The sequence below is a fragment of the Bradyrhizobium cajani genome (assembly GCF_009759665.1).
In the GTDB taxonomy this organism is placed as follows: domain Bacteria; phylum Pseudomonadota; class Alphaproteobacteria; order Rhizobiales; family Xanthobacteraceae; genus Bradyrhizobium; species Bradyrhizobium cajani.
This window is the reverse complement of record NZ_WQNE01000010.1, coordinates 96,113-119,767: the sequence shown is the minus strand read 5'-3', so window position 1 is coordinate 119,767 and position 23,655 is coordinate 96,113. Positions and strand designations below refer to the sequence as shown.

Sequence of the window (23,655 nt, the reverse complement as noted above, 5' to 3'; positions counted from 1 at the left end):
GGGATGCGTCGACTGCGCCACCGCGCGGTACGCGCCCAAGTGATTTGAGCGGAAAGAATTTCCACCCAGCCGCAAAGTGATCCCGCAGTGGATACGGCACTAACGGCGGCACTGCGCCTCGTGATGATGCATTCAGAATGAATGCAGCTGCAAGGGGAGACGCAATACGGAATGGGAATATCGCGGAAATTCTTTTCATCTCGAGGAAATCATGCACGACATAACGAACACCTCAAAACGGCTCAATGAATCGCTTCACTTGCCGGTTCTGGTAATCATCGAGCCGCTCCTGTTGCCTCGCACATGCATTCTGAACGTCCTCAGGCGGGAGCTGGACGACCTTGAGATCCTTGACATGGCAACGGTCCAAAGCCTGGACTCGACGTCAGCCCGCGATGTTCGTCTGGTGGTGCTGAGTATCGCGGAGAAGCCCATCGGCGATCCCTCGGTTGAGGACGATCTCGCCTTCGTTGCGGAGTGTTGTCCCAACGCCGCCGTTGCAGTCCTGTCAAACCACGATGACGAGCCGACCGTGCAGGCTGCGATGCAGCGGGGCGTGCGCGGCTTTCTTTCCACCTCGCTATCGATCGAGATCGCCATAGCGGGCCTGCGCCTTGTTCTTGTTGGTGGCGTCTACCGGCCGTTGCCCGTGGCCGGGACGAACAGGATGGTGGATTTGGAGCCGTCGGATACGCGTGGGCTTGCGCCCGCATATCTGATGAACGAGGGAGTCAGAGTGGCTATCGACAGGAGCGTGACCGATCTCACGCCTCGTGAGCAACAGGTTCTGGCGGAATTGGAGCTCGGCCTGCCCAACAAGCTGATCGCCGCCAAATTGAACCTCTCGGAAAGCACAGTCAAAATGCACATCCAGCATATCATGAGGAAATGTGCTGCGCACAATCGCACGGAAGCTGTCCTCCGCTGGCGCGGCCGGTTGCCCGCGCAGAGTCGCGATCACGATCCCGGCACAGCCCCAATGCTGGAAAACTAGTCCTCTCTGAATGCACCACGGAAGCTGTCGAGCAGGGGCCGGAGCGCGTAGAGAGCCACGGTACCGCGCCCTGTCGTGATGAACACTTGAACCGGCATACCGGGGACGATCTGGATGTCGTTTGCCACGATCTGCGCGTCGTCGATCCGGATTTTGGTCGCGTAGTATGGCTGGTCGGCACGCTTGTCGAGGAGCCGGTCTGCGGATACGTGCACGACGGTTCCCTTCAGGCGAGGCACGCGACGCTGATTGTACGGTACGAGGTGAACCTCGGCATTGAGGCCGGGATGAACCACGTCGATGTCCTCGGGCCTCAGGCGCGCGGTCACGACGAGGCGGTCTTGCCGGGGCACCAGGTCCATGAGCGGAGCACCCGCTCCGATGACGCCGCCGGCCGTATGAATCCGCAGATCGGTTATCACGCCGTCCTCGGGCGCCTTGACCTCCGTTCGCGATAGCTGATCCTTGGCCGCAAGCAACCGCTCGCGGAGCTGGAATATCTGGTTCTGCGCTTCACGAAGCGACTGTGCGATCTCGTTCTGCCTCTCGCTCTCGAGCTTGAACAATGTGGCCTGCTGTTCGCTGATGACCTGCGCGGCGCGGGAAATCTGCGCGGCGAGCTCGCCGCGGCGGCCCTCAACGTCGGCCAGCTCCCGCTGCAGGTTCAGAAGCCGCGGTCTCCGTTCTAGTCCCTTGTTGACGAGGGTCGCGACCATATCCAGTTCCTCCCGGACGATGTCGACCCGCTGCCCGGTGGCGCTCTCCTGAGCCTTGAGACCTTCGATCTCCTTTTCGACTTGACGCCTTCGTTCGCGAATGACCGCAAGCTGCGACTCGTGAACCTGCAGGCGTGCCTGAAAAATGAACTGCTGCGCCGACACCGCGGCGGCGGCCACCCCGTTCTGCTTGCTGTCCTGTTCCAGCGCCTCCGGAATTGCGATCCTCTCGAATCTCTGCTGCTCGGCCTGAAGTCGTGCGGCACGAGCAACTGCATCCCACAATTGGCCTTGAAGGCTTTGCATCTCCGAGGCGGCCCGGGTGTCGTCCAGCGCGATCAGCGTTTGGCCGCTTCGCACGATATCGCCATCCGAAACAAGGATATTCCTGACGATGCCACCTTCCAGATGCTGAATCGTCTTGCGGCTCGACTCCGATTCCACGACGCCGGACGCGATCGCGGCGCTCTCGAGAGGCGCGAGGCTCGCCCATGTACCAAGCCCCAGCATGAAGCAGAGCACCAGCAGATTGCCCGCGACTGTGATGCCGCGAAGCCTTCCGCGCGGAGAGGTCGGCGTGGGTGTCGAGCACCATGGAAATTCCAGCGGCTCGAAATCGTCGATTGCGGTCACCACGACGCCAAATCGCCCGGCGGGCGGGGGGCGCGCCGGAGTTCGTATGAGCTGGTCCCAGATCATGGGAAGTCTCGAGACGGCGGGAAACTTCCGGATGGTGAGGGAATTCCAGATCATGGCGCAATCTGCGAAGTAACTTGGGGGCGGCTCAGGTGCCGTTCAAAGATGTCCTCACTGTCGCCGAACGCGGCGATCGCACCGTCTTCCATGATGGCAATTTTGTCCGTGGCTGCGAGGAGACCCATCCTGTGAGTGACGACGACCAGGATGACACCTGCGAGCTTCATGCGCTCGACGGCATCCAGGAGCATTCGCTCGCCCCCGTAGTCGAGGCTGGCGTTAGGTTCGTCGAGAACGATGAGGCGTGGACTGCCGAAAAAGGCGCGGGCAAGTCCGAGGCGCTGCCGGTACCCGCGCGAGAAGTTTGTTTCACTGTGAACCACCGTGTCGTAACCCTGCGGCAGGCGCATGATCGCCTCATGGATCCCGACGAGCCTGGCCGCGTCGATGACCTTCCGCCGGTCGGCATCTTCAAGGCGTGCGATGATGTCGTTGATCGTGTCGCCGAGCAGGTTGATGTCCTGGGGGAGATATCCGAGGCGGTCGCCGTTTCGGCCCTCGCGAAGCAGCGAGACGCTGGTATTGTCGAGGAGGACATGGCCATATGTTGGCATCGACAGCCCGGCGATCACCTGGCCGAGCAAGGACTTGCCCGACCCGGACGGACCGATAATGCCAAGGCATTCTCCGGGCATGAGGCTGAACGAGATGCCGTTCAGCAGAAGATGGTCGGTCCCCGCAAGCCGCACGCTGACATTGTCGACGACGAGGCCGCTTCGCGCCTGCGGCGGAGAAACCTCCGCGCTCTGCTGCGGGGCGACGGGGAATGCGGCGAGAAGTGCGCCGAGCCGCTGACAGGCGCTCACGGCCGTTACGAGTGATTTCCAGCCTGCGACCGCACTTTCGACCGGCGCGAGCGCCCGGCTGAACATCAGCGTAGAAGCAAATATGATTGCCGGACTTTTCCCGTGATCGAGGACGAGCCACGCGGCAACCCCCATGATCAAGACCTGCGACAGCGCGCGAACCGGCCTAGTGGACAGCATGACGATCTCGCCTCGCCGGAGTGCCACATCGTGCTCCCTGCGCGCGTGCTGCGCCTCACGGTGGATCATGCGCGCGGCGCTGTCGAACATTCCCATGGCGCGGATCACGTGGATGTTGCCCGCGGCCGTCTGGAGGCGGCCGCAGCTTCTGGACAGTGCGGCGCCGGATCTTTGCAGAACGTCTTCCGTGACCAGCTCTCCGGCAACCGTGAGCGCGAACAGAAAGGCGACGCAGCAGGCGCCCACCACGCCAAGCAGGGGATGGATCAGAAAGAGGACAAGGAGGAACAAGGGCGCCCAGAGCGCGTCGAACAGCAGCGTGCATGCGCCGGACTCGACGAACTGGCGCAGCACGGTGAGATCCCGATATGCGCCCGACGCTTGCGTCCAGTCGCTGCGAAACGCCGATTCGAGGCCGGCCGAAAGCACGCAAGGACGAAGGCGATCGTCGAGCCAGGCGCCAAGGCGTCCCAGGACGGCGCGCCGCAATGCATCGAACACGCCGCCCACGACCACTGTGATCGCGACAATGAGCGTGAGCAGAAGCAACGTGTCGCCGCTCCGGCTCGACAACACCCGGTCGTAGATCTGAAGAAGATAGATGGAGGGCGCAAACAGCAGCAGATTGTAGCTGCAGCTATAGGCGAATACGAGACCGAGCGGTCCCGCGCAGGACCGGAGGGCCGCGTGCAGTGGCGTCCGGATCTGCGGCAGGATAGGCCACTGAAGGGGCGGCATCAGCATCATCGTCACCGCCTGAAATCGAGGTCCGGCGCACTTGACCGGTGGCGAACGTCATCTGCCAACGGTATCGGCGGGGTATTGGCTCGAACGTCAGGACCGGTGGCGGAGGCCACCGGTCCTGCCAGTCGGACGAGCCGATGGTCAGAACGTATCGAGATGGAAGCTCACCTCGCCGCCCACCGCGGCGTTGCCGTTTCCGCCATTGCCGCCGATGCCGGCCACGACCTCCTGGTGCTGATCCACCCAGACCTTGTTGATCTGGGTCGCATCCGTATTGGCGTAGACCTTGGAAGTATCGTAACCGCTGTAGGATTTCTGGCTTCCGTTCGACTCGGCGTCTCCGCCATGGGCCTTCGAAAACCACGAGGCCTTCGCGTTGGCCCCGCCGGCATCCCAATCGGCCTTCTGCTTGACGTGATCGCCGGTGCTCACGTGCACGTCGGCACCTTCCGCCTTGTTGGTTGGATCGAAGTTGAGCGTCGGCTTGCTGATGATCGCTCCCTTGAAGGTGCCGTCGCCACCATTTCCGACACTTTGACCACCGGTGCTGATCGATTTGAATTCGATCGAGTCCGAGATGCTGATCGCTTTGGGCAACATTTGAGCCTCCCTCTTTGTGTTGGCTTTCGCGCATCATCCATCCCGATCGGGCGGACGCGCGCAGCAAATCTGATCCGCCCACGCGCGATGGCGATAGATGCCAAATCGGACACCATCCGGTTTGGTCGACCTACGTACGAAAGTACGACATTCGTCGTGCAACATCGGAGCTCGAAACATCCGGGAGAGCCCGCAGGGCGAGCTTGCATGCGCAGAGTGTCGACGCTAGCTCGCGATCGGGCTTGTGCGAGCGGCGCGATGTTTCGCTATCCCAGCAGGTGAAGATCCGACAGAAGGTGGGCGGAAAGATCGCCACCCAGCGCGAGATTGCCGTGGCCGCCGTCCCCGCCAAGTCCGGCGATCTGGATCGCACTCTGGTCGATGTGCACGTTGTTGACCTGATCGGCTACGGCCGTCGAATGGGGACCCGCGATTGCGATATTGATGGGTGCATAGATCGCGACGCTGACATCGATCAGGCTGCCGGCAAAATAGCCGTTGCCGCCATTGCCTGCGCCATTCGAACCGGTCGCGATCGTGTCGGAGCCGCCCCACAAGCCGTGGGAGAGAAGGCTTGCATGGCCGCCCGCCGCGGCGTTGCCGTTGCCGCCGTACCCGCCAGTGCCGGCGATCTGAATGATGGATTGATCCACGTAGGCGTCATTTGTCTGAACCGCGTAAACGTTGGAACCATAGCCCGCGACTGCGACGTTGATCGGGTTGTACAGGACGAGGGAAGTATGGACGAGCCCGCCGTAGAACGCGCCATCGCCGCCATTGCCAGCCTCGCTTCCGCCCGTTCGAACGTCGAAGACGCCCGCTCCGTTGCTTGATCCCCAACTGGGGTCGAGCGTGATGACGCTGCCGCCGGCGGCCACGTTTGCATTTCCGCCGCTTCCGCCGACGCCCGCGATCTGAGTGGCCGATTGATCGATGTCGACCGTGTTCGATTGACTTGCGAGCGCAGTGCCGCCCGAGCCCGCCACGGCAATATTGATCGGATGATAGATCACCACGGGAGCGTCCACGATCGCACCCGCGAAATAGCCGCTGCCGCCGTTTCCGGCACTGTTGTTGTCGCCACTGACGATCACGCCGGCGCCCAAGGACGTACTGACGCTCCCCCCCGATACAATGTTGTCATTGCCGCCATGGCCGCCGACGCCGGCCATCTGAAAAGCGGATTGATCGACATTCAAATTGTTGGACTGGTTGGCCAGGGCGACCGAGCCGTATCCCATGCTCACCGAGATGTTGATCGGTTGATAGATCAGCAGGGACGCGTGAATGATCCCTCCGTAAAAGTAGCCATCCCCGCCGTTCCCCGCCGTGTTCGCCCCACTCTCGACCGAAGCAATGCCCGTCCCTGGATGCGATGCGCCGGCAGCAGGCTTCGTGGTCGAAACGTCCAGGCCCGCCGCGGCGTGCTTGCCGGCGTGGCCGCCGGTGTCGACCCCCGATGTGGGATGTTTGGATTGAAGCGGGTCGGACTCATGATGCCGGATGTTCGCGCTCGCGTGGTGGGCTCCAGGACCAGCAAATTGACCCGCAAAAGGGCCTGGACCATGGACCAGGGCGCCACCGCCGACCACGTCAGCTACGAACGAAGCACTCGGCCCAGGGCCCGGTCCGCACTCGGCATCGTACCCATCGTGGTGACGAGAGGCGTGATGCAGCCGGATTCCATCCGACATCCGCGAGAAATCCATCGTAGCCTCCCTCATCGCGATCGCTCCGTGCGATCGGACGGGTTCTGCAATCCGGACACAATGTCATCCCGGGAAGGTCGAATGCCCAGTCGTCAGTTCGGATATGGCGCTTCGTCCGGCACCCGTAACAACGGCTACATCCGTTCGGGTGGGCTACGTCTGTGCAACCTTGCGCGGGCCGATGCTTGAAAGTGCGACCTTGAGGGGATGGCGAAAATGGACGATCGGGCTGATGGAGAGGTTGTCGTAGGGGCCAGTCGCGGTCAATCCGTTCAAAACTGGGAACAAGCTTGGATGGGCGTCCCACCTTCTGCGTCGGCCGCCGCAGAATTGGTGCGGACCTCGTGCCCGCATCTTGCCTGCGGCCAAGATGAATCCACCGCATTGCCGGATTTAAGTCGCATTGCGACCTAGGTCACGGCCAAAGCTCGTGTCCGGGCAGGGGCGCAACACCGGGGGTTCCATGTCCGGTCATTTGCGATTTTGTTTCACCGCTTTTGTACTTGTTGCAGGTCTCTCGACGTCATCAGCGTCTTCGAACCCATTTTCCGGATTCTTCAATGCCGGTCCCGCGACAGCCTCTGTGCCCGCTTCCGCGGAAGTCGCGGAAGTGAAGTGCTTGTCGCGGCCCGGCAGGTCGACCGCCGACGGCCTGCGCTGGGTCTATCGGGTGGAGGGCCGGCGCAGATGCTGGTTCGAGGTCGCCGAAGGGACGGAGACGGTGAAGAAGCTGCTTCGGCAGCGCGCCGCCAGATATCGTGTCGCTACGGCCGAAGAGAGAAAGTCCGCCGTGTCCAAGCGGAAGACGGTGGTGGATGCGCGCGCGGAGCTGCAGCGCTCCGCACCCGAGGATATGTCTCGGCCCAGCCCGTCTGCGCCCGTGCAGGTGGCTGATGCCGGTCCCGTCGTTGCGACCGGGATCGCGACCCGCATGTCGCCGGCCTTCCTTTCCAGGCGCGCCGACCGGCTCACGCCTGACGAAATCGCGTCGCGCCAAGTCGACGTGGATGCACTTTTGGCGGTCGCGCCGGCCACCAGTGACGTGGTTGCCGCTTCGCTCGCCTTTTCCACCGCCGAGGCGGGAGATGGCGGGCAGGGCTGGACCTGGCTTGGCATGCTGCTGATGGCCTTGGGGCTCGTCTCCGTCTTGAGCGCAAGTCGAACCATTCGGTGGGCCATGCTGCAGCATCAGCTGGGGCCATGGTTCGCTCGCCAGAGGCTGCTGCTGGTCAAAGCACGACCGCGCGGGCAGGTACGGCAAAGCGGCCGTTGGGCCTGAACCGCACGACCGACCGGGGAGCGCCCGCCCATGAGTAAGATTTGTTTGCCGTCGTTTGCGCCCTCGATCTGGCTGTGGCGACGCCCGCCTCTGCCGAGACGTCGCGCACAAAAGTCGTGACGATCGCCGATGTTCGCCAGGCCGCCTCTCCGGTGGCCGGCTGCAGGACTATCTGCAGGCAGGACTAGCGCTTCAGGGGCAGACTATCTCGCCTTGGATGGATCGCCAGCGGTCCGCATCAGGCGATCGGCCTTGACCAGCACGCGATCGTCGGCGGCCTGCGGCCGCAATGAGAAGCTGACGGCGACAAAAGCGACGCAGAGCGCTATGCCCACCGCCATGGCGCGCTGAAAGGTCGGTCTGTCAGCATTCTGAAATGAAGGCAGGCTGCTCCTCCTTGCCAGCTGTTCAAATCCAGCCCGGGAAAGCTTTTGCAATTGTTCGACTTCGCGATGCTCGATGGAAAGCGCGCGGCAGTGAGCGGCCATCTCGCGATAGTGTTCTCGTGCTGAACGATCGGTCGCCGTCGCAGCGCGTTCTTCAAACGCTCGGGCTCGGTCGGCAAGCTCTTTTGCCTTTGACATCGGGCACCTCATTCGAAGGTGGACCGCCGGACACCAATTCATTGGTCGGCCGGCGCGTCAATTCGGTTCAACGCTCGCATATGACGTTGGAGGCTGCCGGATGAGCCCGGCCTGCATGGTTCGAGACGCCGCGCTTTGGCGGGCTCCTCACCATGAGGATCCGATACTTCGCCGCAAAAACCGACCTCATCCTGAGGGCCCGCCGCAGGCGGGCGTCTCGAAGGGTGGCCGCGGGCGAGCTATTCGCCAGTTTTTTCGCCGTATGCGATGGCGGTGCCGGCAAGGGGGAGGGAACGCAAATACCGCTGCTGTCGTCGTCCCGACAGCGCCGGGCGTCTGTCTCGCGCTCACCTTGCCCGCCGCCGAAGGGGTTGGGACAGGGACTATGCCCCATCGTGCCGCAATAATTTCACAGTTTGAGGAACCAATACCCGTGCCCGCTGGGGGATCAGCGCATGGGGGAGCCATGACTGACAGCGAGTGGAAGGAGCGCTGGCACGATGTCGAGCGCTTTCGTTTGATGGCGCTCGAAACGACAGACCCGGTGGCGGCGGCTCTGCTTCGCGATATCGTGTTGGACTTGGAAGCGGAGCTGAATGAGTTGGTCGACGTAGAGGCGCAAGGGCTGCCATCGCTTGGAGCAGTGGCGTGAGTGCAGGTCTCGTCGATCGATCCGGCTAGAGCATGATCTGGGCACGAAGGGGTGCGCTAGCGCAAAGTGCGCAGCGGTTTTCCCTCGCGACAAACGCGGAACGCGTTTGCGCGGAGATCATGCTCAAATGACTACGCTAAAGCGCGATGACGATTCATCGTGATCTCATGGAGACGCGCCTGCATCGTTCGCGGAAGTGCCGGGCGCGCAGGCATCTCGTTCGCGACGGCGCATGTTACTTATCGGAAGCTATGAATTTAGCAGACCGTCACAGTACACTCGGTCCGTGCGAAGCGGCAATGCGCCCACAAATCTCGTGCATTAATGGCAATGTCGAAGGGAGAGAGTTCCGCCTTTGGGAGTCCTCTCCGCTGCATCGCTTTGCAGCCTATACGCACAATAGGCCTGAGCCGCGGGGACGAGAGCGTCATCTTTCAACCTCCTCGCGGCGGTCCCAACTCCACGGATTGAACGTAGCCAGACGATTTTCCATCTTAAGAAGCGCTTCGGTAAAACCAGCGATGTCGATCTTCGCCGTACCTGCCAATCGCGAGGCAGTTTCGTTTAAATGATACTCAAACTGAGCAATGACAGCGTCCGTAAGGCGAGCGTTCTGCCCGAGAACGTCAAGACAGGACAAGAGCGAGACGAGGGCGCCAGAGGCATACAAAGACCTAAAATAATCTGCCAATGGCGTACCGGGTAGCATTAGATGGGTACCCATCGCACGCGCGCTAAAGTAACCCTCTAAACCGTGTAAGGGTAGCTCAGCCAAGGCTATTCGGGAGATTGAGCTGCCGCGACCGAGTACGTACTGGCGCCTCTCCTCATTGCGTCGCTTGGCCAGATGCAGTTGTTCGCGAAGTTCGATGGAGAGCTTTTGCTCTATGTCCGCGATGTTTATCCACCGTGGCGCGTCCCCGTTAATGGGTGACCATTTTGCGTCGATTCTACGATCAGCAATCGACGCTCGAAGTTCGCAGATCTCGAACTCTCCTTCTAACAGCCGCTTTGGCATTACAGAAAGGTAGGAGTTTGTAATAAGAGGTTCGTTCGGCAGCTCAGCGCCTTTGAATTGCGCAAACTCCGCGACTTGCTTACATGTCACTGTCTTTGTTGTATCTTTGAGCAGCTGAATCAACGAGGCCATTGAAGCTGATTCCACGGTCCAAAAGCCGCCTAGATCGTGGAGATCCGATACCGATGCTGCCGAGCGTCCGTTGTTGTCCTCCAGCATATACATCGGAAAATGACGAAAAGCTTCGGTCACCTTATCAGTGTGCGAGTACAGAGGGCCCGCAATAAAAGGGAACTGCTCTATGGAATACGCGAGTGTAAACCCCTCCTCTTCTTGCAATCGCTTCACTTCATTTCGCACTTGATCAAGATAGAGTTCGAAAGCGGCCGACGCGATGTTGGATTGATCCGCTTCGCTTTCTAGAGCCGATCGAGCAACGTTTGTCTTCGGTGCATCATTTCCATGGCAGTCTGCAATGGCGAGCAGCCCAGTTCTGCCGGGAAATCCAGGTGACTGAAATTCAACTCTTATGCCCTCCACACAGACGCCAACCGGCGGGGTCGGCTTACCGCGCTGATGATAACTTTCATTATTCTGAAGGAAATTTCTGTCCCGGAAATGTGAGCTATAGAACGTCGCGAATGCGAGTGTAATGCCTCTGATGCGCTTTTCATGAACTTCGATTTGCTCGGGTTTGAATCCGTGCTGCGCCGTCGAAAGATACTTCTCAAGAGCGCTCCTTGGCGAGCGGTATCCAACTAATTGAGGAGGACTACCATCGATTGTTAGTTGAACGTGGCATCTAGGAAAAACGATCCATCTTTGCAAAGTATCCATTACATTGACGCGCTTTGCACTAGCCCGCATTTTCAGGACGATCTTAGTGCCGTGACGCCCAATTTCTCTGGCTTCAGAACAATGTCTATCGAGTAGCCGGATCAAGTATTTCCCATGAACAGATCTCAAGGAGATCTGGCGTCCCTCCGTTTGCTCGTCATGAAACGTTGCAATCTGGACATTGTCCGCGACCATGAACGCAGATAGAACGCCGATGCCAAAGCGGCTTATCGGTGAGAACGTCGGATTCTGCTCTTTAAATTTGGCATCTTGATAGCGTGACGAGCCGACACTCAACAGATGACGCTCGATTATATCCTGCGTCATTCCGGTACCATTATCGGTGATCGTGAGTGTGAGTTCTGCTGAATTCCAATGGATGGATATTCTGCCGTGCGAGAACGAATCAACTTTTTGCAAGTCGCACTGCAAGCGGACAGCGTCGATAGAATTTTGGACTAACTCTCTAATTGCGACCGAACTATCATTGTAGAGAGTATGGCCTGTAAGCAAATCTAGTATTTTGGCTTGATCAATTTGGAATTCGAATGGCCTGGGTATGAACCCCACGGCTTCAACCTGCGAGTCGTCGATCCCTTTCCAAGGGAAATCAAGCCAGTTGGCAGTTTGTGCCTTGGACTTCTGCACGCATCCAAAGGCGTACTTCAACTGCTTGTCTGCATATGCCAAGTAAGATGTTAAACCAAAAAAACCATTCTCATTGTCGTACTTAGCGTAAACCGAGATTGTGTCCGACTGAATGGAAGAGTTTACCTGTCCGCTCTTGTCACTGGCCGGTTTGGGAATAACAGCTTTGACCGCGTTCTGTTTGGCCCATTCGACCTGACTTATAGGATCAGTAGCATTTATCATTCGGAACATCACCGACGGTGCGCGCTGCCTGGTGATTTGAAGAAGGTCTGTCGTTCGAAGTATCACCGCCGCATAGAGAATATTGGCGCTTTCCTCTGACCTTTGACCGTAGGGTTTGAAGATCTTGTATTTCCCCAAATCATCAAGGTCATCAAGATTGTGACTCTCGCAAACTATTGCGAGATCTCTTCGAAAATCAGGGTCGATGTGTGCGAAGAGTCGAGCCAACTCTTCGCGTTGTGCCTTAGCATATCCAAGCGCGTCGCTGGGTGTTCCTTCGATCCAAGCTCTTACCCGTTTCGCATGATTGTATCGAACGAACTCTTGGTAAAAGAATCTCTCGGCCTTGTCCTGACCCAGTGTTTCGACCTTGATTTGATAGTCTTTGCCGTCAGTGCTTGCAAAGAGAACGTTATTGCAAAATTCCTGAAATGCAGCCTTGTCGCGATTGGAGAATTCATCTTCGGTAACAATTAGACCCAGGTCGTGAAAATAGATCGAAAGAACGATAAGAAGCCAATCTGCAGGGGTCATCCTGCTTTTACTTTCCGCCGGGATTATCCACTCAAGATCATCCAGCATCTTCTCGACGTGCGAAAAGTCGTGGACCGTGTACTCGGCGAAGATGTTGCTCCGCCCAAAAAGGTCTAATATCGACTTGACCGTCCTGCGAATCTCATAAAGCTGGATAGGAAATGCTTCGAGCTCGGTCGCTGCCAAAGCCCGCTCCTCAGCGTTCTTTAACTTTTCCAAATGTCCCCCCTTTGGTGATCTAAATTGTGTCTAGCTTTTATACAACCGTGACTGATGTCGGCAACGTTTATCAAAACTAGCGCTCAAGATATTCGATCTCGATCATCGTCTGACGACCTCACAGCACGCGGCCACGGCTTCGCAAGCCGGCACTTCGAGGCAAGCGGCATCAAAGCTAATGCGAGACCAACGGTGCTTTGGTCATTCTCGGGGCTAAAGGCGGGGCGAGATCAGAACACGCAAACCCTCATATTTCATTGGTGGGCCCGGCAGGACTCGAACCTGCAACCAGACCGTTATGAGCGGCCGGCTCTAACCATTGAGCTACAGGCCCCGCCGCGAGGCGGCCGCTTTGGCAGCGGCCGGCAACGGTGCGCGGTTCGTTTACAGGGATGGCGGCGGGGGTGCAATGCCGGTTCCGGCCGACCGAGACGCCGGCGCTGCACCGCCGATCATTTTCGAATTACCGAAATTGCCGATAATGCTCTTATGCCCCTGTTTTGCCCGACGAGTCAAATGTTCCCGCCGGGCTCATTTTGCCCCCTCTAACCCGCTGTGATTGCTGGCGTCTTCTACTGTGCATGGGGTTGTTTTCGCACTTTTTGTTTTGAGGGGGCGTCTCGGCCCCCTCAAACGCCTTGCCGGTGAGTGACAGGCCCCGCAAGCCGCCGCCTAGTCCACCGAAACCCCGGCGAACTCCACCACCTTGCGCCACTTCTCGGTCTCGTCGGTGACCAGCTTGCCGAACTCGGCCGGCGTCATCGGCTTGGGGAGGCCGCCGACCTCGGTGAGGCGGGCGACCAGCTTCGGGTCCTTCAGCGCTTCGCCGACGGCCTTGTTGAGGGTCTCGATCACCTCGGGCGGGGTGCCCTTCGGCGCGGAGATGCCGTAGAAGCCGACCGATTCGAAGCCCGGCACGGTCTCGGCGATCGCGGGCACGTCGGGCACGCTCGGCCAGCGCTGCGGCGAGGTCACGCCCAGCGCGCGGACATTGCCGCCTTTCACCTGCTCCAGCGCGGACGGCAGATTGTCGAAGATCAGCTGCACCTTGTTGGAGATGATGTCGGGGAAGGCGATCGCCGAGCCGCGATAGGGCACGTGCACCATGTCGCACTTGGTCATCACCTTGAACAGCTCGGCCGACATGTGCACCGAGGTGCCGTTGCCGGACGAGGCGAAGGAGATCTTGCCGGGATTGGCCTTGCAATAGTCGACGAACTCCTGGACCGTCTTGGCGGGAAACGCGTTGGAGACGACCAGCATGTTGGTGAGCTGCATGATGCTCGCGACCGGCACGGTGTCGCGCAGGAAGTCGAACGGCAGCTTCTTGTAGAGCGAGGTCGAGATCGCGTTGTTGGGTGCGACGAACAGCAGGGTGTAGCCGTCGGCGGGCGCGTTGATCGCAGCCGCGGCCGCGATGTTGCCGCCGGAGCCGGTGCGGTTCTCGACGATGAATTGCTGGCCGAGATGGTCCGACAGCCACTGCGCCATGATCCGCGCCACGATGTCGACCGGGCCGCCGGCGGAAAAGCCGATCAGCCAGTGCACGGGGCGGTTGGGGTAGTCGGCGGCGGAGGCGCGAGGCGTGAAGGCGAAAAGCGTTGAAAGAACGATGATCCCGAAAACAGAGTTACGCAAAATTCGCAACATGACACCTCCCATTGTTCTATTGTCGTTGGGCACCATGCTTTCACAAAATTCGGCCGCTGCCTACATCATCGCAAGTCGATGTTGACGCGGGCCGATCGGGAACGACCATGAGATTCGCTTTTCCCATCCTCGTCAGTGCGGCGCTGCTCGCATGCCCCGCCGCTGCCCAAACCGGAGGCAAGACCATTCCGATCACGACGATCAGTTTGGGCACCGCGACGCCCGGCGGCGGTTTCCCGCTCTATGGCAATGCCTTCGCGGAGGTGATGAACGCGGCCGATCCGGAAATGTCCATCGCTCCGCGCAACACCAAGGGCAGCAACGAGAACATTCCGCTGCTGGAGAAGGGCGAGCTCGATCTGGCGCTGGTTGCGGGCGAGCCGGCCTATGAAGCCTTTGCCGGCGTCGGCCGCGCGCCGGCGCGGCTCAAGATCCTCACCGCGATCTATTCCAATCCCGGCATGTTCGTGGTGCGGGCGGACAGTCCCTACAAAACCATCCGCGATCTCGTCGGCCAGCCGGTCGCGTTCGGTGCCAGGGGCTCCGGCCTGCCGATCCTGGCGCGCTACGTGCTGGATGGCCTCGGCCTCAAGCAGGACGAGGATTTCAAGGCGATCTATCTCGACCGCGCCGGCGACGGTCCCGCGATGGTCGAGGACGGTCGCGTCGCCGCGCTGTGGGGCGCCGGCATCGGCTGGCCCGGCTTTGCGGCGGTGGCCTCGAGCGCGTCAGGCGCGCGCTTCATCGCCCCGAGTGCGGAAGAGATCGCGCGCATCCGCACCAAGCATGCGTTCCTGAAGCCGCTGACCGTGCCGGCCGGCTCCTACCCGAAGCAGTCCGAGCCGATCGCCTCGCTCGGCTCATGGAGCTTTATCCTCACGCGCGAGGACCTGCCCGACGACGTCGCCTATCGGCTGGCGAAGACGCTGCACGGTGTCGAAGCGACGTTCTGCAAGACGCTCGCGCAGGCCTGCGAGACCACGGCCGCGAACACGGTCGCGGCCGCGCCGAAGGTTGAGCTGATCCATCCGGGGGTGATGAAATATTTCCGCGAGATCGGCGTGGTGAAATGACCGTCGCTCAAGGCGACGGTCATTCCGGGGCGCGCAAAGCGCGAACCCGGAATCTCGAGATTCCGGGCTCGGTGCTTTGCACCGCCCCGGAATGACGATCGCTTTAAGCGATCGTCACTTCTTCACCAGCGCACATGCCGGGTCCGGCGGCCCGAACGCCTTGTCGCCGGAGATCGTCGTGAGGATCTTGTAATAGTCCCACGGATACTTGCTTTCCTCCGGCGTCTTCACCTGCACCAGCCAGAGATCGTGCACCATCAGATTGTCCTCGCGCAAGCGGCCGTTGCGCGCAAAGAAATCCTCGATCGGCTTCTCCCGCATCTTCGCGGCGACCTTGAGCGGATCGTCGGTGCCGGTCTCCTTGATGGCGTTGAGATAGTGCATCACGCTCGAATAGACGCCGGCCTGCCACATCGACGGCATCTTGTTCATCTTGGCGAAATAGCGCTTCGACCATTCGCGCGTCTTGTCGTCCATGTCCCAGTAGAACGACGTCGTCAGCAGAAGGCCTTGCGCGGCCTGCAGACCGAGGCCGTGGATGTCGGTGATCAGCGCCAGCAGCGCCGCCATCTGCTGGCCGCCCTTGAACACGCCGAACTCCGAGCCGGTCTTGATCTCGTTCATGTTGTTGGGGGGACCTGCGGCAATGCCGATGATCTTGGCCTTGGAGGCCTGCGCCTGCAGCACGAAGGAGGACAGGTCGGGCGTTGCCAGCGGCGGCCGCACCGAGCCCAGCACCTTGCCGCCATTGGCGGTGACGACGGCGGAGGCGTCGCGCTCCAGCGAATGGCCGAAGGCGTAGTCGTCGGTGATGAAGAACCAGCTGTCGCCGCCGCGCTTGACCACCGCATCCGCGGTGCCGACCGCGAGCGCGCGGGTGTCGAACACCCACTGGATCGCGTAGGGCGAGCAGAACTTGCCGTGGAAATCCGCGGTGCCGGTGGAATGGGTGATGAACAGCCGCTTCTTCTCGTTGGCGACGTTCTGCACCGCGAGCCCGACCGCGGAGACCGGCACGTCGACGATCAGGTCGACCTGGTCGACGTCGTACCAGCGCCGCGCGATCGTGCCGCCGATGTCGGCCTTGAGCTGGTGGTCGCCGATCACGATGCTGATCGGCTTGCCGAGCACGGTGCCGCCGAAATCGTCGATCGCCATCTGCGCCGCCGTCACCGAGCCCTGGCCGGTCGGCGCGGAGGCGGGGCCGTTCATGTCGGTCAGCACGCCGATCTTGACGACGTTGTCGGAAACCTGCGCCGATGCCGTGCCTGGCAGCAGCGCCGCCGCCAAGAACGTCACGACGAAGGCGGCAGCGACCGGCAGTCCAAATCTGATTGGATTCACGCTTGTCCTCCTCCCCTGATCCGGCTCGTTGGCCGGTGTTGCTTTGTCCCGGGTACGGCCCGGCTGAATTGGTTTCTTTTGCAACTATTCAGGGGCAGGCGTCAATGTCAGGCCGCGAAGCGGATCTGCCCTGCCGGCGAGGGATCGTAGCCGGTCAGCTCCTCGGCGCGCTGCCGCAGCCGCCTTTCGCTCAGGAACCGGATCAAGGCCTGCATGGCGGGGCGGAAATAGCTGCGCTGCCGCATCGCGAGGTCGAAGTTCTCCCAGACCAGCGGCACGAAATCGAGCCCGGCCGAGCGCGCCGCGGCGCGCGTCGCGATGCCGCAATCGGCTTGCCCCGCGCGGACGACCTCGGCGAGATCCGGCCCGGTGAGGGCAGGCGGCTCCATCCGTCGCAAGTCCCGCGTCGAGGCGCCGGCGCCCTTCAGCAGGCCGTCCAGCAGCATCTGCGCCCCTGTGCCCTGTTGCCGCATCGCCATCCTGGCGCCGAGCGCGAGCACGTCGGACAGGCCGCGCAGCCGCTTGGGATTGCCTTGCGGCACCACGAGGCCCTGCTCGCGGCGCACGAACGCGATCAGCACCGCATCGTGCAGGTCCGGGGCGGCCCGCAACGCTTCGACGCTGGCATCGCGAGCGAGATTGCCTTCGGCATCCAGGCTGTGGAAGTGCACTGCTGCGGCCATCACCTCGTCACGTTGCAAGCGCTCGAGCCCGCGTGCGCTGCCCTCGCTCATCGATCCGAGGCCGGAGCCGGACTCGCGCAGGCTCCAATCCAGGAGTTCGTCCTGGCTGCCACCCACGACCGGCGGCGGCTCCGCGGTCCGCATGCCGGCCGGGCGCGCCAGTCCCGACAGCACCCAGAGGTCGAGTTCGTGCCGGGGAAAGAGCCACTTCCCGGTCACCTTGGTGCAGGGGATCGCACCGGTGGTGACGAGTTCGTACAGCTTGCGTTCGCCGAGCCGGAGATAGTCGGCGGCTTCGCTGGTCGTCAGGAATTCCATCCTGCATTCCTATGCAAATTCTTGCTTCTTTTTGACGTTCGACGCAGGTGGAATTCTGCATTTCAATTCGTGTTCGCTGGGAACCATGCCCGATGATCTCGTTGCTTTGCAACACATCAGAGTTCGCGATTTTTGCTTTGGTGAACGATCTGCGGCGCTCGTCTGGTGTGAGCCCCAGCGGTCACCGCGCGATTGCAATCGGCATTCCGTCCGCGCGTTGCCGAGATTTCCCGAGTGCGCCGTTCGCAGCACGATCGCAGTTGCGAGGTGAAGTCGGCCGCCGGTAGTGGCGCGACGTGCGCTCTATCTCCTGTTGTCCGCTCAGGTGCCGCGAGCTGCAAACGCGTCACGAGTGCGGCGCAATCGATCATCATCATGATCGCGCCTTAGCCAATGGGAACCCGATCATGGCCGTCCGCCGCCTGTCCGTTGCATTCGCGCTTTTCTGCGGCCTTGCCGTGGGCGTTGCGGCGTCGTCCGCGGAGGACCGCGGCATAGTCCTCGCCACGACGACGGCGACACAGGAGTCCGGCCTGCTCGATTATCTGCTGCCGATCTTCCGCGAGAAGACCGGCATCGACGTGACGGTGATCGCGCGGCGCGCCGACGAAGTGCTCGACGGGGCGCGAAGGGGCGAGGTCGACGTCGTGCTGATGCATGCGCGACCGCAGGAGGAGAAATTCGTCTCCAATGGTTTCGGCGTGAAGCGCCTCGACGTGATGTACAACGACTATGTGCTGATCGGGCCGAAGAGCGATCCCGCCGCCGTGAAGGGCAAGGACATCGCGACCGCGCTGAAGGCGATCGAGGCCAAGGGCGCGCCGTTCGTGACGCGCGGCGATCGCTCGGGCACTCACGCCGCGGAGCTCGCGCTCTGGATCGTCGCCGGCATCGACATCGCGAGCGCCAAGGGCGCCTGGTATCGCGAGGCCGGGCCCGGCATGACCAAGGCCCTCGATGCCGCACGCGCCGCGAACGCTTATGTGCTGTCGGACCGTGGCAGCTGGATCTCGTTCAGGGATCGCGGCGATCTCGACGTCGTCGTCGAAGGCGACAGGCGGCTGCTCAATCAGTACGGCGTGATGCTGGTGAACCCCGGGATGTTTCCGAACGTGAAGAAGGATCTCGCGCAGACCTTCATCGACTGGCTGACCTCGCCTGAGGGGCAGACGGCGATCGCCGGCTACAAGGTCGACGGTCAGCAGCTGTTCTTCCCCAATTCGGACAGGTCGGGCGGCTGAGACCCGCAGCACCGGCGGTTGCCAAACCGGGCGATGCATGGTCCATCTTGGCGCATGACCCAGCGCCTGCCGTCCCCGCTCACGCCGCTCGACACTGCGCTCGCCGCGTTGCTGCAAGGCATTGAACCTGTCGCGCCGGTGGAGCTGCTGCTGGCGGAAGCGGCCGGCTGCATTGCCGCGGGCCTTCCGCTGCTGGCGGCCTGTCCCTCCCACGACATCGCCGCCGCAGACGGCTGGGCGCTATCCGCCAATGATCTCGTCGGTGCGTCCGCCTATTCGCCGCTGCCTCTGACCAGGGCACCGGCGTGGGTCGATGCGGGTGACGCGATGCCGGAGGGATGCGACTGCGTGCTCGATGCGGATGCAGTCGAGCTGTCGGGCCCGCTGTCTCAGGTGTTGGCAGAGGGGGTCCCGGGGCAGGGCGTCAGGCGCGCCGGCAGCGACGTCGCCGAGCACACGCCCGCCGGCGCCGAGGGACGTCCTGTCGGTGCGGCCGATCTGCTGATCGCGCGCGTCGCGGGGCTGGAAAAACTCAGCGTGCGGCGGCCCCGGCTGCGCATCGTCAATGTGCCGGGCGCGACGGCAACGGCGCAGATGATCGCGGAGATCGCGCGCGCAGTGGGTCTGAATGTGAAGACGCTTGAAGCCGGCGCGCGCGATGAAGCATCGATTGCCGATGGGCTCGATGCATCCGATTGCGATGTGCTGTTAACGGTCGGCGGCAGCGGCGTCGGCCGCCGGGATGCCGTTGTCACCGCGCTGGCCCTGCGCGGCGACGTCATCGCGCGTGGTCTAGCGCTCCAGCCCGGCCGCACCGCTGCGGTCGGCCGATTGGGAAAGGTTCCGGTCGTGGCTTTGCCCGGCTCGCCGGACCATGCGCTCGCGGCCTGGTTCGCGCTCATGCTGCCGCTGATCGACCGGTTATCTGCGCGCCGGCCGCGCCGACAGGTGACCCTGCCGCTGGCGCGCAAGGTCGCATCCAGTGTCGGCATCGCCGAGATCGCTCTGCTGGCGGAGGAACATCGTGCATGGATGCCGCTTGCCGTGGGCGAATGGCCGCTCCAGGCGATTGCCCGTGCCGATGCATGGCTGCTCGTTCCCGCCAGCCACGAGGGATTTGCGGCAGGCACGCCGGTCGATGCCTATCTGATGCGGCAATGACATGGGTTCCGGCATGACGATGAATCCACGATCGCAGGACCGCAGCGCGCTCGAACAGGAGCAATTCCTCAAGATCCTGTCGCGGGAGGATGCGCTGGCACGCTTCGAGGCGGCGCTGTTCCCGCGCACGATCCCGAGCGAAGCGCGCAAGCTCGCCGATGCACTCGGTGCGGCGCTCGCCGAAGACGTCACGGCACCGATCGATGTTCCGCCGTTCGACCGCTCCAATGTCGATGGCTTTGCCGTGCGCTCGGCGGATGTCGTCGCGGCGGGCGAAGGCGCGCCTGTTCGTCTGGCGCTGAACGGCGAGACCATCCATTGCGGCACAGCCCCGACCTTGCAAGTGGCGGCCGGATCAGCAACGGCGATCGCCACCGGCGGTCCGCTGCCGCGCGGTGCCGATGCCGTCGTCATGGTCGAGCACACCCAGCCGGCGGGATCGGACGCGATCGAGGTCCGTCGCGCCACCTCTCCCGGGCAATTCGTGTCCTATGCGGGATCCGACATCGCGCGCGGCGAGGCGCTGCTGCGCGTCGGCACGATCATCGGCTCGCGCGAGATCGGCATGCTGGCGGCCTGCGGCATTGCCGAGGTGAACGTCGCGCGCAAGCCACGCGTTGCCGTGATCTCCACCGGCGACGAACTGGTTCAGCCCGGCCGTCCGCTCACGCCCGCCGCGATCTACGACACCAATGGTGCGATCGTCGCGGCTGCGATCGACGAGAATGGCGGCGAGGCGATCTTTCTTGGCGCCATCCCCGACGATGAAGCCAAGCTCGAAGCCGCCATGCGCAACGCGCTGGCGGATGCCGACATGCTGGTGCTGTCGGGCGGCACCTCGAAAGGCACGGGCGATTTGTCCCATCGCATCATCGGCCGGCTCGGCCAGCCCGGCATCATCGCGCATGGCGTTGCGCTCAAGCCCGGCAAGCCGCTGTGCCTTGCCGTGTGCGACGGCAAGCCGGTGGTGATCCTGCCGGGCTTTCCGACCTCGGCGATGTTCACCTTCCACGACACGATCGTGCCGGTGCTGCGCAGGATGGCCGGACTGCCACCGCGCTCCGATGCCAAGGTGAACGCGACCGTGCCGGTGCGCATTGCCTCCGAGCTCGGCCGCACCGAGTTCGTGATGGTCTCGCTGGTCGAGGGCAGGGGCAGGGACGGCTTGATCGCCTATCCCTCCGGCAAGGGGTCTGGTGCGATCACATCCTTCGCGCAGGCCGACGGCTTCCTGCGCATCGACGCGCTCGCCGACCAGATGCCGGCCGGGACCGAGGCCGAGGTGACGCTGTTCACGCCGCATGTCCGCGTGCCCGATCTCGTCATCGTCGGCAGCCATTGCACGGGCCTCGATCTCGTCACCGCGCAACTCGCGCATGCCGGCCTGACCGTGCGCTCGATCGCAGTCGGCAGCCTCGGCGGGCTTGCCGCCGCGCGGCGCGGCGAATGCGATCTCGCGCCGATCCATCTGTTCGACGACAGAAGCGAGGCCTACAACACGCCTTATCTGGTCGAGGGGCTCGAGCTCGTACCGGGCTGGCGGCGGATGCAGGGCATCGTGTTTCGGAAGGGCGACAAGCGCTTCGAGGGGCTCGGCGCAAAGGACGCCGTTGCGGCGGCACTGGCCGATCGAGCCTGCATCATGGTCAACCGCAATCAGGGCGCCGGCACCCGTATCCTGATCGATCGGCTGCTCGGCGGCGCGCGGCCGGAAGGCTACTGGAACCAGCCGCGTTCGCACAACGCAGTTGCCGCGGCCGTCGCGCAGCACCGTGCCGATTGGGGCATGACCATTGCGCCGGTCGCCCATGCGGTCGGCCTCGGTTTCATTCCGCTCGCGGAAGAGCATTATGACTTCGCGCTGGTGACGGCGCGCAAGGACCGGCCGGCGGTGCGGGCCTTTCTCGATGCACTCGCCTCGAATGAGGCGCGCGCCGCGCTGGAGCGGGCTGGATTTCGGCCCGCGTAGATCGACGACGCGGCGTTCAAGCCGCGCGACAGGGGGACGCGATGGCGCGCCAACGTCTGGCTGAAGGAACGGACTGATACGGGCTGGGTCTATGGCTACGACGCCTGGACTACGCCGCTGGCGGCGTGAGCCTTGATCAGGCCGCGTCATCCAGCGCCGCGAGCCGCTCCGCCTCTGCGATGTCTTCGACCGTATTGGCATTGAAGAAGGGATCGAGCGGCTCAGTCGGCCACGTCACCGTCGCCAGCGGATAGCGCGCGGTCCAGCGGTCGATCTTGCGCAGGTCCTCGACGACCAGGGCGTGGCGCAGTTCCTTGCGCAAGGCGACGCGCCACAAGCCGATCACCGGATGCGACTGGTCGCCGGATGCTGCGACCGCAAGCTGCGCACTCTCTCGCTCTCGCGCCTCATGCAGGCGCGCGACGAGATCGCGCGGCAGGAACGGGCAGTCGCCGGCGGCGCTGAGCACCCATTCGATCTCCGGCTGGTTCGCCGCAGTCCAGTCGAGCGCGGCCAAGATGCCGGCGAGCGGGCCGGGAAAGCCGGGCACGTCGTCGGCGACGACCGTCAAGCCGAACGCGGCGAAGCGTGTGGGATCGCCGTTGGCGTTGAGGATCAGTCCGCTGCACTGGGGCGAAAGCCGTGCGATCACGCGCTCCAGGATGGTGCGCCCACCGATGCTGCGCATCGGCTTGTCGCCGCCGCCCATGCGGCGTGCGAGGCCGCCGGCGAGCAGCACGCCAAGAGTTGGCGGAACACTCGTGGTCGGAACGTTAGTCGTCACCGCCTTCACCCTTGCGCTTGTGCTTGGCCGACTCTTCCTCGACGTAAGCAAGGTTCTGGTCGTAGACGATGCGTTCCTCGCCCGCGAGCGCGATGAAGCGCTTGCCGCGGGTGCGGCCGATCAGCGTCAGCCCGACCTGCCTTGCGAGATCGACGCCCCAGGCGGTGAAGCCGGAGCGCGACACCAGGATCGGGATTCCCATCCGCACGGTCTTGATCACCATCTCCGAGGTGAGGCGTCCCGTGGTGTAGAGGATCTTGTCGGACGCATCGACGCCGTGGCGGTACATCCAGCCCGCGATCTTGTCGACGGCGTTGTGGCGGCCGACATCCTCGGTGTAGCAGAGCGGGGTGCCTTCCTTGCACAGCACGCAGCCGTGGATCGCGCCGGCCTCGAGATAGAGCGAGGGCATGGTGTTGATGGTCTGCGTCATCTGGTAGAGCCAGGAGGTGCGCAGCTCGGCCTTTGGCAGCGCGACGCTCTCGACCGCCTCCAGCAGATCGCCGAAGGCGGTGCCCTGCGCGCAGCCCGAGGTCTGCGTGCGCTTCTTCAGCTTGGTCTCGAAATTGGTGTGGTGCTCGGTGCGCACGACGACGACCTGGAGGTCGTCGTCGTATTCGACCTCGGTCACCGCGTCACTATATTTCAGCATGTTCTGGTTGAGCAGGTAGCCCAGCGCCAGATATTCGGGATAGTCGCCGATCGTCATCATGGTGACGATCTCCTGGGAATTCAGGTAGAGCGTCAGCGGCCGTTCCATCGGCACCTTGATTTCGACCTTGGCGCCGGTCTGGTCGGTCCCGGTCACGCTCTGCGTCAGGCGCGGGTCGTCCGTATCAGGGACGATCAGGGGCACCGGGGCTTTGTCGATCTTCATCATGGTTGCGACGTTAGCATGACATTCGGCTCAAGCCGATATAAGCATGGCGGG

At 62.5% G+C, this 23,655-nt stretch carries 18 protein-coding genes, 1 tRNA gene and 1 pseudogene; 8 read left to right on the top strand and 12 right to left on the bottom strand.

Translation table 11 applies throughout. The features are described 5' to 3' along the window. The first annotated feature begins 211 nt into the window (after window positions 1-211). Window positions 212-994 (top strand): response regulator transcription factor, encoded by a 783-nt coding sequence (locus GPL20_RS14780; protein WP_157330197.1) that lies wholly within the window; start codon window positions 212-214, stop codon window positions 992-994. Here the strand turns inward: GPL20_RS14780 and GPL20_RS14775 are convergent. From GPL20_RS14775 to GPL20_RS14760, 4 genes are all read right to left on the bottom strand, one after another. Then, window positions 991-2,463 carry an HlyD family type I secretion periplasmic adaptor subunit gene (locus GPL20_RS14775; protein WP_157330196.1) on the bottom strand — a complete coding sequence of 491 codons (1,473 nt, stop codon included), beginning with the start codon at window positions 2,461-2,463 and terminating at the stop codon, window positions 991-993. The two genes, GPL20_RS14780 and GPL20_RS14775, sit on opposite strands and share 4 nt — an antisense overlap. Further along, complete coding sequence (locus GPL20_RS14770; protein WP_157330264.1) at window positions 2,460-4,196, bottom strand: type I secretion system permease/ATPase; 1,737 nt, start codon at window positions 4,194-4,196, stop codon at window positions 2,460-2,462. Before GPL20_RS14770 ends, GPL20_RS14775 begins: the two co-directional genes overlap by 4 nt. 141 nt (window positions 4,197-4,337) lie before the next feature. Further along, window positions 4,338-4,796: a hypothetical protein gene (locus GPL20_RS14765; protein WP_157330195.1), complete on the bottom strand. Its 459-nt coding sequence runs from the start codon at window positions 4,794-4,796 to the stop codon at window positions 4,338-4,340. 266 nt (window positions 4,797-5,062) lie between these two features. Beyond that, window positions 5,063-6,505 carry a hypothetical protein gene (locus GPL20_RS14760; RefSeq protein ID WP_246250516.1) on the bottom strand — a complete coding sequence of 481 codons (1,443 nt, stop codon included), beginning with the start codon at window positions 6,503-6,505 and terminating at the stop codon, window positions 5,063-5,065. 463 nt (window positions 6,506-6,968) lie between these two features. On the opposite strand from GPL20_RS14760, the gene GPL20_RS14755 reads away from it, so the two are divergent. Further along, entirely contained in the window at window positions 6,969-7,784 is an 816-nt protein-coding gene (locus GPL20_RS14755) for a hypothetical protein (RefSeq protein ID WP_157330193.1), read from the top strand. Window positions 7,785-7,987: 203 nt separating this feature from the next. Here the strand turns inward: GPL20_RS14755 and GPL20_RS14750 are convergent, their stop codons facing one another. Continuing rightward, on the bottom strand, window positions 7,988-8,368 hold the full coding sequence (locus tag GPL20_RS14750; RefSeq protein WP_157330192.1) for a hypothetical protein: 381 nt from the start codon (window positions 8,366-8,368) through the stop codon (window positions 7,988-7,990). 466 nt (window positions 8,369-8,834) lie between these two features. On the opposite strand from GPL20_RS14750, the gene GPL20_RS14745 reads away from it, so the two are divergent. Then, window positions 8,835-9,020: a hypothetical protein gene (locus tag GPL20_RS14745; protein WP_157330191.1), complete on the top strand. Its 186-nt coding sequence runs from the start codon at window positions 8,835-8,837 to the stop codon at window positions 9,018-9,020. Window positions 9,021-9,197: 177 nt separating this feature from the next. Further along, window positions 9,198-9,275 (top strand): annotated as a pseudogene (locus GPL20_RS39550) (DUF3833 family protein); the annotation flags it as partial. 172 nt (window positions 9,276-9,447) lie between these two features. On the opposite strand, the gene GPL20_RS14740 reads toward GPL20_RS39550, so the two are convergent. The 3 genes from GPL20_RS14740 to GPL20_RS14730 form a co-directional block, all read right to left on the bottom strand. Next, complete coding sequence (locus tag GPL20_RS14740) at window positions 9,448-12,501, bottom strand: HD domain-containing protein (protein WP_157330190.1); 3,054 nt, start codon at window positions 12,499-12,501, stop codon at window positions 9,448-9,450. Window positions 12,502-12,759: 258 nt separating this feature from the next. Continuing rightward, a tRNA-Ile gene (locus GPL20_RS14735) sits at window positions 12,760-12,835 on the bottom strand. 338 nt (window positions 12,836-13,173) lie between these two features. Further along, window positions 13,174-14,151 carry a Bug family tripartite tricarboxylate transporter substrate binding protein gene (locus GPL20_RS14730; RefSeq protein ID WP_167533031.1) on the bottom strand — a complete coding sequence of 326 codons (978 nt, stop codon included), beginning with the start codon at window positions 14,149-14,151 and terminating at the stop codon, window positions 13,174-13,176. A 107-nt stretch (window positions 14,152-14,258) separates the two neighbouring features. Here GPL20_RS14730 and GPL20_RS14725 point away from each other — a divergent pair, with 107 nt between their 5' ends. After that, window positions 14,259-15,224, top strand: a complete 966-nt coding sequence (locus GPL20_RS14725; RefSeq protein ID WP_157330188.1) for a TAXI family TRAP transporter solute-binding subunit — start codon at window positions 14,259-14,261, stop codon at window positions 15,222-15,224. Between the two features lie 114 nt (window positions 15,225-15,338). Here GPL20_RS14725 and GPL20_RS14720 read toward each other — a convergent pair whose 3' ends face one another. Together GPL20_RS14720 and GPL20_RS14715 are read right to left on the bottom strand one after the other, a co-directional pair. Then, window positions 15,339-16,568: an ABC transporter substrate-binding protein gene (locus GPL20_RS14720; protein WP_347340034.1), complete on the bottom strand. Its 1,230-nt coding sequence runs from the start codon at window positions 16,566-16,568 to the stop codon at window positions 15,339-15,341. Window positions 16,569-16,675: 107 nt separating this feature from the next. After that, complete coding sequence (locus GPL20_RS14715; protein ID WP_157330187.1) at window positions 16,676-17,569, bottom strand: substrate-binding domain-containing protein; 894 nt, start codon at window positions 17,567-17,569, stop codon at window positions 16,676-16,678. Window positions 17,570-17,976: 407 nt separating this feature from the next. Here GPL20_RS14715 and GPL20_RS14710 point away from each other — a divergent pair, with 407 nt between their 5' ends. From GPL20_RS14710 to GPL20_RS14700, 3 genes are read left to right on the top strand one after another with little or no spacing between them, the layout of a single operon-like run. Then, a complete protein-coding gene (locus tag GPL20_RS14710; protein WP_157330186.1) occupies window positions 17,977-18,810 on the top strand; it encodes an ABC transporter substrate-binding protein in 834 nt (277 codons plus the stop codon). A 54-nt stretch (window positions 18,811-18,864) separates the two neighbouring features. Continuing rightward, window positions 18,865-19,971 (top strand): molybdopterin-binding protein, encoded by a 1,107-nt coding sequence (locus GPL20_RS14705; protein ID WP_157330185.1) that lies wholly within the window; start codon window positions 18,865-18,867, stop codon window positions 19,969-19,971. Between the two features lie 13 nt (window positions 19,972-19,984). After that, window positions 19,985-21,940: a molybdopterin biosynthesis protein gene (locus GPL20_RS14700; protein ID WP_167533030.1), complete on the top strand. Its 1,956-nt coding sequence runs from the start codon at window positions 19,985-19,987 to the stop codon at window positions 21,938-21,940. A 136-nt stretch (window positions 21,941-22,076) separates the two neighbouring features. On the opposite strand, the gene mobA is transcribed toward GPL20_RS14700, so the two are convergent. Next, a complete protein-coding gene (gene mobA, locus GPL20_RS14695) occupies window positions 22,077-22,724 on the bottom strand; it encodes a molybdenum cofactor guanylyltransferase MobA (protein WP_309143250.1) in 648 nt (215 codons plus the stop codon). After that, window positions 22,714-23,604, bottom strand: coding sequence for a formate dehydrogenase accessory sulfurtransferase FdhD (gene fdhD / locus GPL20_RS14690; RefSeq protein ID WP_157330182.1), 891 nt, complete (start codon window positions 23,602-23,604; stop codon window positions 22,714-22,716). Before fdhD ends, mobA begins: the two co-directional genes overlap by 11 nt. Between the last annotated feature and the right edge of the window lie 51 nt (window positions 23,605-23,655).

Excerpts from the sequence above, each read along its gene's own strand:
- GPL20_RS14710 (WP_157330186.1), top strand. The coding sequence starts at position 17,977 with ATGGCCGTCCGCCGCCTGTCCGTTGCATTCGCGCTTTTCTGCGGCCTT.
- GPL20_RS14775 (WP_157330196.1), bottom strand. The coding sequence starts at position 2,463 with ATGATCTGGAATTCCCTCACCATCCGGAAGTTTCCCGCCGTCTCGAGA.
- GPL20_RS14725 (WP_157330188.1), top strand. The coding sequence starts at position 14,259 with ATGAGATTCGCTTTTCCCATCCTCGTCAGTGCGGCGCTGCTCGCATGC.
- GPL20_RS14750 (WP_157330192.1), bottom strand. The coding sequence starts at position 8,368 with ATGTCAAAGGCAAAAGAGCTTGCCGACCGAGCCCGAGCGTTTGAAGAA.
- GPL20_RS14745 (WP_157330191.1), top strand. The coding sequence starts at position 8,835 with ATGACTGACAGCGAGTGGAAGGAGCGCTGGCACGATGTCGAGCGCTTT.
- GPL20_RS14760 (WP_246250516.1), bottom strand. The coding sequence starts at position 6,505 with ATGGATTTCTCGCGGATGTCGGATGGAATCCGGCTGCATCACGCCTCT.
- GPL20_RS14730 (WP_167533031.1), bottom strand. The coding sequence starts at position 14,151 with ATGTTGCGAATTTTGCGTAACTCTGTTTTCGGGATCATCGTTCTTTCA.
- GPL20_RS14700 (WP_167533030.1), top strand. The coding sequence starts at position 19,985 with ATGACGATGAATCCACGATCGCAGGACCGCAGCGCGCTCGAACAGGAG.
- GPL20_RS14705 (WP_157330185.1), top strand. The coding sequence starts at position 18,865 with ATGACCCAGCGCCTGCCGTCCCCGCTCACGCCGCTCGACACTGCGCTC.
- fdhD (WP_157330182.1), bottom strand. The coding sequence starts at position 23,604 with ATGATGAAGATCGACAAAGCCCCGGTGCCCCTGATCGTCCCTGATACG.
- GPL20_RS14755 (WP_157330193.1), top strand. The coding sequence starts at position 6,969 with ATGTCCGGTCATTTGCGATTTTGTTTCACCGCTTTTGTACTTGTTGCA.
- GPL20_RS14715 (WP_157330187.1), bottom strand. The coding sequence starts at position 17,569 with ATGGAATTCCTGACGACCAGCGAAGCCGCCGACTATCTCCGGCTCGGC.
- GPL20_RS14765 (WP_157330195.1), bottom strand. The coding sequence starts at position 4,796 with ATGTTGCCCAAAGCGATCAGCATCTCGGACTCGATCGAATTCAAATCG.
- GPL20_RS14780 (WP_157330197.1), top strand. The coding sequence starts at position 212 with ATGCACGACATAACGAACACCTCAAAACGGCTCAATGAATCGCTTCAC.
- GPL20_RS14770 (WP_157330264.1), bottom strand. The coding sequence starts at position 4,196 with ATGCTGATGCCGCCCCTTCAGTGGCCTATCCTGCCGCAGATCCGGACG.